At 66.6% G+C, this 15904-nt stretch carries 11 protein-coding genes and 1 tRNA gene; 11 read left to right on the top strand and 1 reads right to left on the bottom strand.

What is annotated here, in order from left to right; genetic code table 11:
- Positions 1–188 precede the first annotated feature (188 nt).
- The 4 genes from ACTJK0_RS04880 (at position 189) to ACTJK0_RS04895 (ending at position 5185) form a co-directional block, all read left to right on the top strand.
- A complete protein-coding gene (locus tag ACTJK0_RS04880; protein WP_440744451.1) occupies positions 189–1379 on the top strand; it encodes a ubiquitin-like domain-containing protein in 1191 nt (396 codons plus the stop codon).
- A gap of 112 nt (positions 1380–1491) precedes the next feature.
- Positions 1492–2364 (top strand): 16S rRNA (adenine(1518)-N(6)/adenine(1519)-N(6))-dimethyltransferase RsmA, encoded by an 873-nt coding sequence (gene rsmA / locus ACTJK0_RS04885; RefSeq protein ID WP_440744452.1) that lies wholly within the window; start codon positions 1492–1494, stop codon positions 2362–2364.
- Positions 2361–3320: a 4-(cytidine 5'-diphospho)-2-C-methyl-D-erythritol kinase gene (locus ACTJK0_RS04890; protein WP_110542835.1), complete on the top strand. Its 960-nt coding sequence runs from the start codon at positions 2361–2363 to the stop codon at positions 3318–3320. The genes rsmA and ACTJK0_RS04890 overlap by 4 nt, the downstream gene beginning before the upstream one ends.
- A gap of 35 nt (positions 3321–3355) precedes the next feature.
- Positions 3356–5185, top strand: a complete 1830-nt coding sequence (locus tag ACTJK0_RS04895) for an ATP-binding cassette domain-containing protein (protein ID WP_440744453.1) — start codon at positions 3356–3358, stop codon at positions 5183–5185.
- A 3-nt stretch (positions 5186–5188) separates the two neighbouring features.
- On the opposite strand, the gene ACTJK0_RS04900 is transcribed toward ACTJK0_RS04895, so the two are convergent.
- Positions 5189–5815, bottom strand: coding sequence for a TetR/AcrR family transcriptional regulator (locus ACTJK0_RS04900; RefSeq protein WP_110542837.1), 627 nt, complete (start codon positions 5813–5815; stop codon positions 5189–5191).
- Positions 5816–5948: 133 nt separating this feature from the next.
- Between ACTJK0_RS04900 and ACTJK0_RS04905 the strand changes: the two genes are divergently transcribed.
- From ACTJK0_RS04905 to ACTJK0_RS04935, 7 genes are all read left to right on the top strand, one after another.
- A tRNA-Gln gene (locus ACTJK0_RS04905) sits at positions 5949–6020 on the top strand.
- A gap of 103 nt (positions 6021–6123) precedes the next feature.
- Positions 6124–7602, top strand: coding sequence for a bifunctional UDP-N-acetylglucosamine diphosphorylase/glucosamine-1-phosphate N-acetyltransferase GlmU (glmU, locus tag ACTJK0_RS04910; RefSeq protein ID WP_440744454.1), 1479 nt, complete (start codon positions 6124–6126; stop codon positions 7600–7602).
- Positions 7603–7604: 2 nt separating this feature from the next.
- Positions 7605–8585, top strand: a complete 981-nt coding sequence (locus tag ACTJK0_RS04915) for a ribose-phosphate diphosphokinase (protein ID WP_110542839.1) — start codon at positions 7605–7607, stop codon at positions 8583–8585.
- A 262-nt stretch (positions 8586–8847) separates the two neighbouring features.
- Positions 8848–9456, top strand: a complete 609-nt coding sequence (locus ACTJK0_RS04920; RefSeq protein WP_440744455.1) for a 50S ribosomal protein L25/general stress protein Ctc — start codon at positions 8848–8850, stop codon at positions 9454–9456.
- A gap of 132 nt (positions 9457–9588) precedes the next feature.
- Complete coding sequence (pth, locus tag ACTJK0_RS04925) at positions 9589–10194, top strand: aminoacyl-tRNA hydrolase (RefSeq protein WP_110542841.1); 606 nt, start codon at positions 9589–9591, stop codon at positions 10192–10194.
- A 109-nt stretch (positions 10195–10303) separates the two neighbouring features.
- Complete coding sequence (locus ACTJK0_RS04930) at positions 10304–13039, top strand: LuxR C-terminal-related transcriptional regulator (RefSeq protein ID WP_440744456.1); 2736 nt, start codon at positions 10304–10306, stop codon at positions 13037–13039.
- Between the two features lie 106 nt (positions 13040–13145).
- Positions 13146–15683, top strand: a complete 2538-nt coding sequence (locus tag ACTJK0_RS04935; protein ID WP_440744457.1) for a LuxR C-terminal-related transcriptional regulator — start codon at positions 13146–13148, stop codon at positions 15681–15683.
- The last annotated feature ends 221 nt before the right edge of the window (positions 15684–15904 follow it).

Consider the following 15904-nt stretch of genomic DNA (forward strand, 5'->3'; position numbering starts at 1 on the left):
ACGGTTACAGTGGAAAACTATTAGCCGGGGTCGGGGAAGGCCAACGGGTAATTTCGCTCCAACTGCAGCCGGTCCAGCCTGTCCAAGGCCAGCCATGCCGCTGCGTGGAGCGTGGCGGCGCATCGATGCCCGGACTGCCGTATCCGCGGTTGTACCGGGCATTTTTCTGCGCGTTTCCCCGTGCCCGGATGGACCGAGAGTTACGGGCAATCGTGATCAAGTTCTTCACATCGGACGGCAAGTTCAGCTTTATCAAGGTTGGCGCCCAACTGCTGGTGCTTTGCGGCCTGGTCGCAGGCCTCGTAGCCTTCGTGGGCAATAACAAAACAATTACGCTCAACGTGGACGGCAAAGCGTCGTCCGTGCAGTCCTTTGGTGGAACGGTTGAACAGGTGGTCAAGAGCGCCAACCTGGAACTGAAGCCCGGCGACCGGGTGTCGCCCTCCCTTGACGCAACCGTCCAGAACGGCACCGTCATCAACATCAACCAGGCCAAGGAAGTCAAGGTCAGCCTCGACGGCGCTGAAAAGACCGTGAACACCACGGCCCAGGACGTGGAAGACCTGGTCACCGAACTTGGTGTCGCCAGCGCGTCGTCGGTTTCGGCACCCAAGGACGCCACGCTCGCCCTCGCCGGTTCTTATGTCTCGATTTCCACCCCCAAGACCGTCAGCATCGTTGCCGACGGCAAGGTGAACACAGCCACCACCACCGCCCCCACCGTGGGCAAGGTCCTTGAAGATTCGGGCGTGACCCTCGGCGCCAACGACCGCACCTCGCAGCCGGCCAACGCCAATGTGGTGAACAACATGGTCATCAAGGTTTCCCGGGTGGACACCAGCCAGACCGCAGTCACCAGCGAAGACGTGCCCTTCCAGACCGTCACCGCTGAGAACGCAGACATGCTCAAGGGTGAGAAGGAAGTCACCCAGGCCGGTGCGGCCGGAAAGCTCGAGCGCACCTTCAAGCTGGTGCTCGTGGACGGACGGGAAGCCTCCCGTACCCTGGTCTCAGAGAATGTCGCTGTCCAGCCGGTCACCGAGAAGGTCACCGTGGGCACCAAGGACAAGCCTGCACCCCAGGCGGCAGCTGCGCCTGCCGCAGCCAACACCGGCGCGGCAGCTCCGGCCATGATGAACGAAGCTATGTGGGACAAGATCGCCCAGTGCGAGTCCAGCGGCAACTGGAGCATCAACAGCGGTAACGGCTACTACGGCGGCCTCCAGTTCGATATCCGCACCTGGATCGGTGCCGGCGGAGGCGCCTACGCTCCCAACGCCAGCCTGGCCACCAAGGCACAGCAGATCGACATCGCCAACCGCGTCTACGCGCAGCGCGGACTGTCCCCGTGGGGCTGTGGCTGGGCGGCAAGCAGCTGATCCTCCACGATCCACGCATCAGGTAAAACTGTGGCCGGTCCCGGGTTCTCCGGGCCGGCCACAGTTCGTTAACCGGCAGGGGCCGCGGGGTGGAGCGGGATAGGATACCTAGGTGACTGAACCCATCCCTGCCGTGCCCGCACCCTTGTTTGGTGCTTCCGATATACGCCGGATGGCAGAGGAAATCGGGGTCAGGCCCACCAAGACGCTGGGCCAGAATTTTGTCATCGACGGAAATACCATCCGCCGGATTGTCGCCGCTGCCGGCGTAGGCCCGGATGAAACAGTGCTCGAGGTCGGTCCGGGGCTTGGCTCGCTCACGCTGGGGCTGCTGGACGCGGCAGCGGCGGTCGTCGCCGTCGAAATCGATCCCATCCTGGCGGCAAAGCTTCCGGAAACCGTGGAGCAATGGCGGCCGTCCGTCGCCAATGCCTTCCACCTCGTGCAGGCGGACGCCATGAAGGTGACTGAACTGCCGGTGGAACCCACGGCACTCGTTGCCAACCTGCCCTACAACGTTGCCGTTCCCGTCGTGCTGCACCTCCTGCAGCATTTCCCCAGCCTGCAGCACGGCCTGGTGATGGTGCAGGACGAGGTTGCCGACCGGCTCGCCGCGCCCCCGGGATCGAAGACCTATGGAGTGCCGTCCGTCAAGGCTGCCTGGTACAGCCAGATGCGTAAAGCCGGCGTGATCGGCATGAACGTCTTCTGGCCGGCCCCCAAGATCCACTCCGGGCTGGTGGCCTTCACCCGCCGTGAACCACCGGCCACCACCGCAACCCGCGAACAAGTGTTCGCCGTGGTGGATGCCGCGTTCGCGCAGCGCCGCAAGACGCTGCGGGCGGCCCTGGCCGGTTGGGCCGGAGGAGCGCCGGAAGCGGAGCGGTGCCTGCTTGCAGCCGGAGTCGATCCCACCGCACGGGGCGAGGTCATCGACGTCACCGCGTTCGCCAGGATTGCTGAAGCCAAGGAAAACCGCCAGTGAGTGCAGCAGGCCGGTTCGCTGCAAGGACCGTGCGGGTCAAGGCCCCCGGCAAGGTCAACGTCTCCCTGGCGGTAGGGCCGCTCCGGCCGGACGGCTACCACTCGGTGGCCAGCGTCTACCTGGCCGTATCCCTCTACGAGGAAGTGGCAGTCACCAGCACCGCCACCCCCGGCATTACCATCAGCCTCAGCCCCGAAAGTACCCTGGACCTCGATTCGGTCAGCATCCCGCTGGACAGCGACAACCTGGCCTACAAAGCCGCGGCCATCATGGCCGACGTCTCCGAACACGCCACCGGCGTGCACCTGGAAATCACCAAGCGTGTTCCGGTGGCCGGCGGGATGGGTGGCGGGTCAGCCGATGCGGCCGCAACGCTCCTGGCCTGCGACGCCCTCTGGAACAGTGGCCTGTCCCGCGAGGAACTGGCACACCTGGCGGCGGAGCTGGGTGCGGATGTCCCGTTCTCGCTCCTGGGCGGCACCGCCGTCGGCCTGGGCCTGGGCGATGAACTTTCCCCCGCATTGGCCAAGGCACAGACCCACTGGGTCCTGGTGGTCGCCGACTATGGCCTGTCCACCCCAGAGGTGTACCGGACGCTGGACCGGCTGCGTGCCTCCGCGGGCGTCGAGGCCGGGGAGCCCACTGGGGTTGACCCACAGATCCTGGCGGCACTGAGGGGCGGTGATGCCCACTCGTTGGCCCGGGTGCTGGTCAACGACCTGCAACGGGCTTCCATTGAACTGTCGCCCGCGCTGCGCGATACGCTGGGGATCGGTGAATCGCACGGTGCGGTTGCGGGAATCGTGTCCGGCTCCGGGCCCACGGTGGCGTTGCTGGCTGAGGACTCCGTTGCCGCGGAAGCGCTCGCGGAGGATCTGCAGCGGTTTGGCCTGACTGCCCTCCCCGTCCAGGGGCCGGTTCCCGGCGCGCGCATCATCTCCGACACCCTCCTTTAACACTCTTCCAGTCCGGCAGCAGAAAGCAGTTCCCCTTGGCACACCTTCTTGGCGGCGAGAACCTCACGGTTTCCTACGCAACCCGCACCGTCCTGGACGGCATCACCCTGGGACTGGAGGAAGGGGACCGGATTGGCATGGTGGGCCGCAACGGTGACGGCAAGTCCACCCTGATGCGGCTCCTGTCGCTGCGCTCCACCCCGGACTCCGGCCGCGTCACCAAGCGCGGCGAAGTGAATGTGGGCTACCTGGACCAAAGCGACGTGCTCGACGGCGACCTGACGGTGGGTGCCGCGATTGTCGGCGACCAGGCGGATTATGAATGGGCACGAAACCCGCGGATCCGGGAAATCATGGGCGGCCTGGTGTCCGACGTCGACTGGCACGCCAACGTCCATGCCCTCTCCGGCGGACAGAAGCGGCGGGTGGCCCTTGCCAAGCTGCTCATCGAGGACCACGACGTCATCATGCTGGACGAGCCCACCAACCACCTCGACGTCGAAGGCGTGGCCTGGCTGGCCCGGCACCTGAAGACGCGCTGGCGGGCAAACCAGGGCGCGTTCCTGGTGGTCACCCACGACCGCTGGTTCCTCGACGAGGTCTGCACCAAGACCTGGGAGGTCCACGACGGGATCGTGGACCCGTTCGAAGGCGGCTATGCGGCCTACGTCCTGGCCCGCGCGGAGCGCGACCGGATGGCGTCCGTTGTGGAAGGCAAACGCCAGCAACTGGTCAAGAAGGAACTGGCCTGGCTTCGCCGCGGCGCCCCGGCCCGCACTGCCAAGCCCAAATTCCGCATCGAGGCCGCAAACGCCCTGATCGCCGACGTTCCCGCGCCACGGGACTCCATGGCGCTGAACAGGATGGCCACCGCGCGCCAGGGCAAGGACGTCCTGGACCTGGAAAACGTCTCGCTGAACTTCCAGGGCGGAGACGACGGCCGGAAGCTGTTCGACAACATCACCCTCCGGCTGGCGCCCGGTGAACGCCTGGGCCTGGTAGGCGTCAACGGCGCCGGCAAGACCACGCTCCTGAAGCTGCTCAACGGGGAGATCACCCCCGACGCCGGCAAGTTGAAGCGGGGCAAGACCGTGGTCACAGCGGTCCTCACCCAGGAGGTCAAGGAGCTCGACGACGTGGCGGACCTGCGCGTCATCGAGGTCATTGAGCGGGAAAAGCGTTCATTCAACGTCGGCGGCAAGGAATTCAGCGCCGGGCAGCTGGTAGAGCAGCTCGGTTTCACCAACGAGAAGCAGTGGACTCCGGTCCGGGACCTTTCCGGCGGTGAGCGGCGCCGCCTGCAACTCCTGCGGTTGCTGGTGGGGGAGCCCAACGTGCTGATGCTCGACGAGCCCACCAACGACCTCGATACCGACACCCTGGCCGCCGTGGAAGATGTCCTGGACGGCTGGCCCGGCACGCTTGTGGTGGTCAGCCACGACCGCTACCTCCTGGAGCGCGTCACGGACCACCAGATGGCACTGCTCGGTGACGGCAGGCTCCGCGGCCTGCCCGGCGGCGTGGACCAGTACCTGGAACTGCGCGAAGCCGCCCTTGCGGGCTCCACAGTGGCCGGCGGCGGTAACCCGGTCACCAGCGCGGGCCAGGCGCCGGCCGCAGGTGGAACGTCCGGCCCCTCTGAGGCCGAGAAGCGCGACGCCCGCAAGGCCCTCAATCGGATCGAACGGCAGCTCAAGAAGCTGGACCAGCAGGAGAAGAAGCTCCACGACGACATGGTCAAGACCACCGAGGCCGGCAACTTTGACAAGCTCGCCGACCAAAACAAGCAGCTCAAGGACCTCGCTGACGAAAAGGACGCCCTGGAACTCGAATGGCTGGAGTCCTCAGAACTCCTGGGCGACTGAGCCTCACACCTCGGACTGCAGCTCAGGGTCCTTCTTGAGGCCGGTCAGGCCGTTCCAGGCGAGGTTAACGAGGTGCGCGGCGACGGTCTGCTTGTCGGGCTGGCGGCTGTCCTGCCACCACTGGCCGGTCATGGCTACCATGCCCACGAGCATCTGGGCGTACATGGCGCCGTCGTCGCCACTGAAGCCGCGGCGGGAGAACTCGTCCGCGAGGATGTGTTCCACCCGGGCGGTGACATGGGACAGCAGGGTGGAGAAGGCACCCTCGGGCTGGGAGGGGGGAGCGTCCCGCATGAGGATCCGGAAGCCTTCCGTCCGGTCCTCGATGTAGGTGAGCAGGGCCAGGGCGGCGCGTTCGACGAGGACGCGGGGCTTTGCTTCCTCGGTGAGGGCGGTGTTGATCGCGTCCAGCAGGATGTGGAACTCGCAGTCGACAACCTCGGTGTACAGCCCCTCCTTCGAGCCGAAGTGTTCGTAGATGACCGGCTTGGACACGCCGGCGCATGCGGCGATCTCCTCGATGGTGGTGCCGTCCAGCCCGCGGGCGGCGAAAAGGCCCCGGCCGACGTCGATCAGCTGGCTTCTGCGCTGCAGGCCAGTCATCCGCATCCGCGGAAGGTTGTTGCTCACCTTCCCATCATGCCTCACCGCTGGCAGCAGGAATCGGCGGCACGCGCGGGGGCGGAAGGGGTTGTGTCGCGCAGTGCCCTGAACCCGTGGCAAAATAGGGACTTGTGCCCGGGCCTTGAGTCTTACGGCACGGTCCGCTCTGGTGTAACGGCAGCACCCCGGCCTTTGGAGCCGTGGAGTATAGGTTCGAATCCTATGGGCGGAACTGCTGCGCGAGGAGCGATCACGAGGATGGCACCCGGTGCCTGGCGGCCTGGGCCGCCGGATGCCGCAAAGCGCCAGCACAATGAAGCAAGGAGAGCCCGTACGTGATCCCCGAGAATGCCGGCCCGGCCGCTGTAATCGTTCTGGCAGCAGGCGCCGGTACCCGGATGAAGTCGCGTACCCCCAAGATCCTCCACGAAATCGGCGGCCTCTCCATGGTGGGCCACGCTCTCCGTGCGGCCCGCAGCATCAGCCCGCAGCGGCTCGCGATCGTTGTGCGCCACGAACGGGACCTGGTGGAAAGCCATGTGGCGGCCCTGGATCCGCAGGCCGTCATCGTGGACCAGGACGACGTCCCCGGCACCGGCCGCGCTGTCGAAGCAGCCCTCCACGCCCTGCATGCGGAAGAGGACCTGGCAGGCACCGTGGTGGTTACCTACGGCGACGTCCCCCTGTTGTCCGGCGAACTGCTGACCGAACTCGTCGCCACCCACGAGCGCGACGGCAACGCGGTCACGGTCCTCACGGCAGTCCTTGACGACGCCACCGGTTATGGCCGCATCCTTCGCGGCGACGACGGCTCCGTCACCGGCATCCGGGAACACAAGGACTCCTCGGAAGCCGAAAAGCTGATCCGGGAAGTCAACTCCGGGATCTACGCCTTCGACGCTGCGGTGCTCCGCGACGCGCTGGCCAAGGTCACCACCGACAACGCGCAGGGCGAAAAATACCTCACGGACGTGCTGGGGCTGGCCCGTGAGGCAGGCGGCCGCGTGGCCGCCGTCGTCACCGCCGACCGCTGGCAGGTGGAGGGCGCCAACGACCGCGTCCAGCTGGCCGCGCTCGGCGCCGAACTCAACCGCCGCACCGTGGAAGCCTGGATGCGGGCGGGCGTCACGGTGGTGGACCCGTCCACCACCTGGATCGATTCGTCCGTCACCCTGGACGAGGACGTCCGCCTGCTGCCCAACACCCAGCTGCACGGCGCCACGACGGTGGCGAGGGACGCCGTCGTCGGCCCCGACACCACCTTGACCGATGTCACGGTTGGCGAGGGTGCCACGGTGGTCCGCACCCATGGCTCCGGGTCGGTCATTGGCCCGCGCGCCGCCGTCGGCCCGTTCACCTACCTGCGCCCGGGCACCGTCCTGGGTGAAAAGGGCAAGATCGGCGCCTTCTATGAAACCAAGAACGTCACCATCGGACGCGGCTCCAAGCTGTCCCACCTGGGATACGCCGGCGACGCCGAAATCGGCGAGGACACCAACATTGGCTGCGGCAACATCACGGCCAATTACGACGGCGAGAAGAAGCACCGCACGGTGATCGGCTCGGGCGTGCGTACAGGTTCCAACACCGTCTTTGTTGCCCCGGTCACCGTGGGGGACGGCGCCTACAGCGGCGCCGGCGCGGTGATCCGCAAGGACGTACCGGCAGGGGCGCTGGCGCTGAGCGTCGCTGCCCAGCGCAACGCCGAAGGCTGGGTTCCGGCGAACCGTCCGGGAACCCGCTCCGCCGAACTGGCCCAGGCGGCCACCAAGAACTCCTCAAGTACCCCGGCATCTACAGAAGAGGGCAAGTAACAATGAGTGAAATTACGGCGCACGGCGAGAAGAAGCTGGTGCTCGCCACCGGGCGGGCCCATCCGGAGCTTGCCCGGGAGATCGCCAAGGAACTCGGCACTGACCTCCTTCCCGTTGACGCCTACGACTTCGCGAACGGTGAGATCTACGTCCGGGCCGGCGAGAGTGTCCGCGGCACGGACGCGTTCGTCATCCAGGCGCATCCCGCGCCGCTGAACAACCACCTCATGGAACAGCTGATCATGATCGATTCGCTGAAGCGGGCCTCCGCCAAGCGCATCACCGTGGTCTCGCCGTTCTACCCGTACGCGCGCCAGGACAAGAAGGGCCGCGGCCGCGAGCCCATCTCAGCGCGCCTGGTGGCGGACCTCTACAAGACCGCAGGCGCCGACCGCATCATGAGCGTGGACCTGCACACCTCCCAGATCCAGGGCTTCTTTGACGGCCCCGTGGACCACCTGATGGCCATCCCGCTGCTCGCCGACTACATCCGCACCCGCGTGGACGCAGAGAACATCACCGTCGTGTCCCCGGACACCGGCCGTGTCCGGGTCGCCGAGCAGTGGGCCGAACGCCTCGGCGGCGCGCCGCTCGCGTTCGTGCACAAGAGCCGCGACCTCACCGTGCCCAACCAGGCCGTTTCCAAGACCGTGGTGGGCCAGATCGAGGGCCGGACCTGCGTCCTGATCGACGACATGATCGACACCGGCGGAACCATCTCCGGCGCCGTCAACGTCCTGAAGAACGCCGGCGCCAAGGACGTCATCATCGCCGCCACCCACGCGGTCTTCTCCGACCCCGCGGCCCGCCGGCTCTCCGAGTCCGGTGCGCGTGAAGTGGTGGTGACCAACACCCTTCCGCTGACCTCGTCCCAGCGCTTCCCGCAGCTGACCGTGCTGTCGATCGCACCGCTGATTGCCCGGGCAATCCGCGAGGTATTCGACGACGGCTCCGTCACCAGCCTGTTCGACGGCAAGGCCTAGCATCCCCTGGTTGGGNCGGCTTCGCGGTTTCGACAGGCCCAACCTCCGTACCCGCCCGTTTTCAGGAAACGGCCCCGCCGCTGCTAAGCTGGATCCCGATACCTTGGCGAGGGAGCGCATAGCCTCCGTTATCGACTGGGTCTGCTTGTCCTTCTGTTGAAGGACTGCCTTCTTGAAGGGCCGCCTCCGGGCCGCCCGGCGTTGAAGGTCACACCAGACCTCCGCCCTTGCTGAACCCCGTTTAGTCTTCAAGGAGAATTCCATGTCTGAGCAGAAGCTCGCAGCAGAACTGCGCACCGAATTCGGCAAGGGCTACGCCCGCCGCGCCCGCGCCAACCACCAGATCCCCGCCGTCATCTACGGCCACGGCGCAGAGCCCATCCACGTCACCCTGCCGGCAAAGGCCACCACCCTGGCCGTCCGCACCGCCAACGCCCTGCTGTCCCTGGACATCAACGGCGAAGGCCACCTGGCCCTGGTCAAGGACGTCCAGCGTGACCCCGTAAAGCAGATCATCGAGCACATCGACCTCCTGACCGTCCGCCAGGGCGAGAAGGTCACCGTTGACGTTCCGGTCCACGTTGAGGGCGAAACCGCACCCGGCACCGTGCACAACCTGGAACTGACCGTCGTGTCCCTTGAAGCCGAGGCTACGCACCTCCCCGAGTCTGTCGTCGTCAACATCGAAGGCCGCGCTGCCGGTGAGCACGTCCACGCCTCGGACCTGGCCCTGCCCAAGGGCACTGTCCTGCTGACCGACGCCGAGGCACTCGTGGTCAACATCTCCGAGTCCGTCGAAGCAGAAACCGAAGCTGCCGCCGAGGGCGAAGCAGCGGAAGCTCCGGCAGCCGAAGAAGCCGCAGCCGAGTAACCACTCCAGCATTCCGCGCAGTGGCCGGACNCCACTGCCATGTCTGCACAGTGCTGTTCCCGCTTCAGCAGTGCCGTTACCGCTTTCAACAGTGCCGTTTCCGCCCCAAACCGTCCCCCTAGGATTGACTCCATGACAGATACCTGGCTGATCGTTGGCCTCGGCAACCCCGGCGCACAGTACCAAGGCAACAGGCACAACGTGGGCCAGATGGTCCTTGACGAACTCGCAACCCGCATCGGTGCGGGGTTCAAAGCCCACAAAGCCCGGGCCCAGGTCCTCGAAGGCCGGATGGGCATCGGCGGTCCGCGGGTGGTCCTGGCCAAGCCCATGAGCTACATGAACGTATCCGGCGGCCCTGTCTCCGCCCTGGCAAACTTTTACGGCATCCCTGCAGACCATGTGGTGGCCGTCCATGACGAGATCGACATTCCCTTCAACACGGTCAAGCTCAAGCTTGGCGGCGGCGAAGGCGGCCACAACGGGCTGCGGGACATTTCCAAGGCCCTGGCCACCAAGGATTACCTGCGGGTCCGGGTGGGGGTCGGAAGACCGCCCGGCAGGATGGACACCGCCGACTACGTGCTCCGCGACTTCGGCACCACGGAACGGAAGGAACTGCCGTTCCTGCTGGATGATGCCGCCGACGCCGTGGAGTCCCTGCTCCGCGACGGACTGACCGCTGCACAGCAGAAGTTCCACCCGGTCAAACCGGGATCACGGCAACCCGAATCGTAAAAGTTCCGTTCGACCCTATTTCCTTGTCTGTGCCTCGGGGTACGCTTCTTCCTATGCGGGGGAGCAATGGGGCTACATCCCGCTATTGCAGGATGTAGGGGATAAGTTCATGTCGATCGAGCCACTCAGCTGGGGACGTGGGTCAACACCGCAAGGTAACGGGCTGCCCACACCATCCTCCGCGGCGCCGGAGGGTCAGCAATGGTCCACGTCCGCACGCAGCGCCAACCTCGACGCCGTCCGCACCGCACTGACCAGCGAAAACTCGCTGGGTGTCGTCATCACCGGGGCCAGGGGAGTTGGCAAGTCCTCCCTGGCCCGCGCCGCAGTCGCAGACCTTGGCCCCGATGTCTGGTCCCTGCAGCTGCGCACCGGCCCGTCAGGCTCCACCACCCCCTATGGCTGCCTGTCATTCCTGCTGGCCCGGCTCCCGCAGGCCTATATGGGTTCGCCCACAGCCATCCTCCGCGGCATCACCTCCCTGATCCGCAGCGACGCCGCAGGCAGGCCCTGCATCATCACCCTGGACACCTCGGCCACCATTGACGACATGAGTGCCGGCGTGCTGCTTAACGTCCTGCTCACCGGCACCGCAAAGATCGTCGCCGTCGCACCCAATTCAAGCGACCTTCCGGCAGACTTCCACTGGCTGCTGACCGACCGCAAGCTGACGGAGGTACGGCTCGGCAACCTCAACGAGCTTCAGACCCGGCAGGTCCTGCTGTCGCTGCTGGGCCACCGGGTGGCCTCATCCCTGGTCAGCACCTACCACCAGATGGTGGGCGGCAACCCCCTGCTGCTCAAAGCCCTGGTCACCGAACAGCAGCTCTCCGGAAACCTGGTCCTGTCGGACTCCGTCTGGACACTGCGGGACAAAGTGGTGCTGGACGGCGCGGCAAGCCTCGACGACATCGTCCGGTCCCGCTGGTCGAGGGAAACACCCCAAACGCGCGAAGTCATCGAAATGCTCTCCTGCGCCCGCCGGGTGGAGCTGTCCAGCCTCACCGCCATCTACGGCGCGGATGTTGTTGCGGACATGGAGGACGGCGGCCTGCTGGAGATTGACGACTCCGAGCAGCGCTGGGTGTCGCTGCGCGAAAAATACATCGGGGACGTCGTCAGGACGTGGCTCAGTATTTCCCGGCGCCGCGAGCTCCGCAGCATCCTGCTGGGCGGCCGGGAGCCGGATCCCGCCACCCTCACGGTGGAAGAACTCATGTCTTTTGCAGCCTGGACGCACGAATGCGAGGCCGAACTGAGTCCGGCGCTTGCACTTGCAGCCGCCCAGGCCGCGGTCCAGCTCTTCGACCCCCGGTTCGCCCTGACGTATGCGGACATGCTCCAGCGGACCGATGCCGAATGGGCTCCGGCTCAACGCCAGAAGGCCGCTGCCTACCTCCTGCTCGACATGCCCGTCCAGGCCCTGGCCGCCTTGGATGACATCTCGCGGCCTGAACTTGAAGCCCTGGACCCGTTGGAGTACGCCCAGGTCATTGCCGCCAAGGCCCGGGTCATGCTCTTCATCCCGGAGCAGGCCGGCAAAGTCCCGGAACTGCTCCACGCAGCCCGGGAACGGCTGGAACAGTTCGGTGAGCACCCGCAGTGGCCGGCCCCGGCGGCGGTTGCGGCGAACCGTATCTCGCTGAGCGAATTCGAATACCAGGCCCACGCCGGCGACTACGCGGCCATGATCCCGGCGCTGGAGCGTGCCGCCGATCCGGCTGCCAACCCGGACCCCGGATTCCGGATCCAGTCCGCGGTCCTCCTGATGAGCGCACTTGCGCTGACGGGCCGCGAAATGGACGCCCTGGGCCTCATGCGGCAAATCGGCGGTCAACTCACCGATTACTCACACATTGTCGGCCTGCGTGAGCATTACACCAGGGAGGCCTACTTCGTCCTGCTGATGGCCGGCCAGTGGCGGCGCTGCATCGACCTCCTCAACCCCTTCAGCACAGGGCAGCCCCACCGGCTTCCGTACCGCAGCGCCGCCACTGAACTCGCGGCCGGCGTCGCTTACGCCTTCTCCGGCAGGGGCGAAGCTGCCCTGGAACCTCTGATTTCCGCTGCTGCCCAGCTGGAGCTGCAGCCCGTCCAAACTGCGCTGCGCACCGCGTACGCAGCCACGGCCCTGGCCTACGCCCAGGCCGGGAACGCCGCGCTCGCCCGCAAGTCCCTCGCGAAACTGCAAAAGACACCCGGCAAGGCGGGCTTCGCGGCGGAAAGCATCATCGAATTCTGCACCCTCGTCGCCGGCCGCTGGCTGGGAGACCCGGAGGCGGGAGCAGCCCTCAAACAGGGCACGCGCCGCAACGTGGAGGCGGGCCGGCACACCGTGGCCGGCGTCTACCTCCTCGCGGCAACGGTCAACGGCAGTGACGCGGATTTCCGCCTCCTCGAGGAGATCGCGGCCAACAGGCAGGGCCCGCTGGCCGAAGTCTCACGGCTGATCGCCGTCGGAACCCGGACAAAGGACGCCAAAGCACTCCTGGAAGGCGGCGAACTCGCGGCCACCCTGGAACTCGATGCCGTGGAGGCGCGGTGCATGGCCCTGGCTGTTGATTTCGCCCGCCAGGACGGGGACTCCCTTTCAGCGAGGACCGCGCAGGCCCGGCTGGATATCCTGGCCGCCACGGTGGCGAACCTGCCGATTGTGCCCAGCAGCGGAAGCCCACTGCTGACCAGCCGGGAACGGCAAATTGCCCGGATGGCCGGCCGCGGTGCCTCCAACCGTGACATCGCCATGGAAATGGGCGTGTCTGTCCGCACGGTGGAAGGCCATCTGTACCAGGTCTTCACCAAACTGGGCGTGACTTCGAGGGGTGATCTGACTGGACTCGTCTAACGGGCACAAGCCGGCGGCCGCGCACCGGCTTCTGACAGGCCGCCGGGAACCGGTGGAGCGCATCTGCAACCTGGTCCGTAATGGTACGCACCAGGCAGTCTTTATCATGGCCGGTCCAGGCATTGGAAAATCGGCCGTCACTGATGCCGTGACGGAGCGGCTGGCCGGGAACATGAACGTCCTTCGCATCCATGCCAGCTCAGCCCTGGCCGGGGTGCCGTTCGGGGTCCTGACCCCTTATACGGGGGAGCTCACCGCTGAGGAATCCGTCTCACCCGTGGCGGTGCTGCGCTCCATGTGGTCCTATTTCGAGAAATTGAAGGCCGGCAACGGGGCCGCCGTCCTGTTGGCGGTGGACGACGCCCACCACTTGGATGATGCATCCGCGGGCGTGCTCGCCGAGGTGATCTCGGCAGGATGGGCAACAGTGCTGGCAGCGGCGCGTCCCCGGCCCGGCCTGCCGCAACCGCTCGACCAGCTCTGGTACGACGGACTGGCCGAACGCGTTGACCTGCGGCCGCTCAACCGGGAACAGATCGAAGAGGTCCTTGCCCACGTCCTCGACGGGACCGTCCCCGGGGCAACGGTTGATGCCGTCTGGAACGCCACAGGAGGCAACCCCCGGATCCTCGACGCCGTGCTCCATGACTCCGCCGAAGCCGGCATCCTGGCCAAGCGCAATGGAATCTGGATGCTGATGGGCGCCCTGCCCACGGATGGTCCCCGCCTGGCGGCCGTGGTGGCGAAAGACCACCTCAGGCGGCGCACCGAGGAACAGGAAGCGCTGAAGCTGATTGCCCTCGCCGGGCCGGTCGGCAGGAAAGTGATCGAAGACATCAGCGGGGCGGCCGTGGTCCGCTCCCTGCTGGACCAGCAGATGATTGTGGAATCGTCCGGCATCCCGGCCGAGCTGTCCATCTGGAACGGGCTTTTCGCCGGTGCCATCAGGAACACGGTGTCGGTGTCCCGCAGCCTTCAACTCCTTGAGAAGGTCAAGGCCCACCAGGACCCTGCCCTCCTCCACGGTGAAGGCAGGCTGCGGTCCGTCGAATGGGCGCTGGAGTGCGGCGTGCGGGTCAGCGAGAACGACATGCTGGCCGCGGCGCGCGAGGCCCTGCTGCGGTTCCGTAACCACAGTGCACGGTCCATCGCAGCCCGCATCCACGAGCCTGCCCTGGTCCCGCTTGCCCAGGCCATCCAGGCGCGGGCACTGTACAACGAAGGAGCCTACGCCGAGGCCGCGGCCCTGCTCGACGCCTGCTGGCTCCCGCTGGCCGGGGACCCCCAGGGACCCGCCGTACTGCTGCTCCGGGTTTCAGCGCACAGGGCCATGGGCAATTTCCTGGGTTCGGTTTCCGACGACGTCGAGAAGCACTGCGCGCTTCCCGACGGCGAAAGAAGCTGGCAGGCAGAATTGCTGCACCTGCTCCAGCTTGGCGCCGAGGTGAATTTCCAGGAACTGGCCGACGAAGTAGACGCCATGCGGAGGGAGCCGGCAGCGGAGTCGGGCGGAGAACCGCTTCGCGTCCTGGCCGAGGGGCTCCTCGCCCATGCCCTCGCCTCGGCGGGGCGTCCGGTCCAGGGATTGGAGGCTGCACTGCTGGCAGCCTCGGAGCTTCCCCCGCTGGACGGCAGTCTGTTCTTCTTCCCCGAGTTCGTGCTGGGGAGGCTCGTGTCCGACTACCTGGCCATGGGGGAATGGGAATCGGCGGAACGGGAACTCGACCACTACGCCGCCGGGCATATGCCGGGTGCGGCCACGCTCAACGGCAGCCTGGAACTGCTCCGGGGCTATTCGTTGCTGCGGCAGGGCCGAATGGAGCGCGCCTATCAGGTGCTGCTGCCGGCTGTGGAAGCACTGAGGCTGAACGACCCCCTGCAGCTGTACCGTTTCGGCACGGCGCTTGGCTTCTACGCCGCAGCCAGGCTTGGCGACACGGAGCAGGCACGGCGCCTGGAACGGGACCACAAGGACGCCGATACCGGCTGGCCGGCCCATGACCTCCTTGCCGAGGCCTATGTGGCGGCCGCCGCCGAATACCTGGCCCACGACGGCAAGGGCCTCGCCGCCCTGCAAACGCTCATGACCACCACGGAGGCATCCGCCCGGACCGGCAACCTCCTTGAAGTCCTGGCCATGTGCTGGGACCTCGGCGACCCCTCGGTGGTTCCCATGGTCCAGGCCGCGGCCCGGGACGTGGAAGGCCGGTGGGCAGAGTCCTTGCTGACCTTGGCCACTGCGTGGGAAGACGCGGATGGGGACGCCCTGATGGCAACGGCTGCCTCGCTGGAGGAAGCAGGCTTTGTCAACATGGCCCGTGAAGCCTACGCCCGTGCCAGCACCGTGCTGGATCAGGCCGGTGAGCGCCGCCGGTCCAGGCAGGCCGTAGCCCAGCGCGAGAAGTGCGACCATGAACTGGGGGAGCGGTTCCGCGAAGGGCGCTTCATTGCTGCAGCGCCCACCGTCCGCCTCACCCGGCGCGAACAGGACATCGTGGAGCTGGCCGTCCAGGGGCTCACCGACCGGGAGATTGCGCAGCGGCTGATGGTTTCCGTCCGGACCGTGGAAGGCCACCTCTACCGCACCTACGTCAAGCTCGGCGTCCGCAGCCGCGACGAACTCGAGGCGGCCCTGCCGAAGTAGGCTGTCGGCGACCCACGCAGGGTGGCACTTGGACGTTGCCGCCCAGCTGGAAGATCCGACGCCGGCACTCACCTGACGCCCCGGCGTCGGCATTGTCGTGCCTCGGGACGGCTCCCGACTCCCCATGTGAAGGGGCAGGAACCCCCTCCCCGTAGTCCCCACGCCCGGATTCGAGTACACCCTACTCGTGTACGGCACGACGCCGGCAGCTTTACTTAAGG

This window comes from Paenarthrobacter sp. 22069 (genome assembly GCF_052046035.1).
GTDB lineage: Bacteria > Actinomycetota > Actinomycetes > Actinomycetales > Micrococcaceae > Arthrobacter.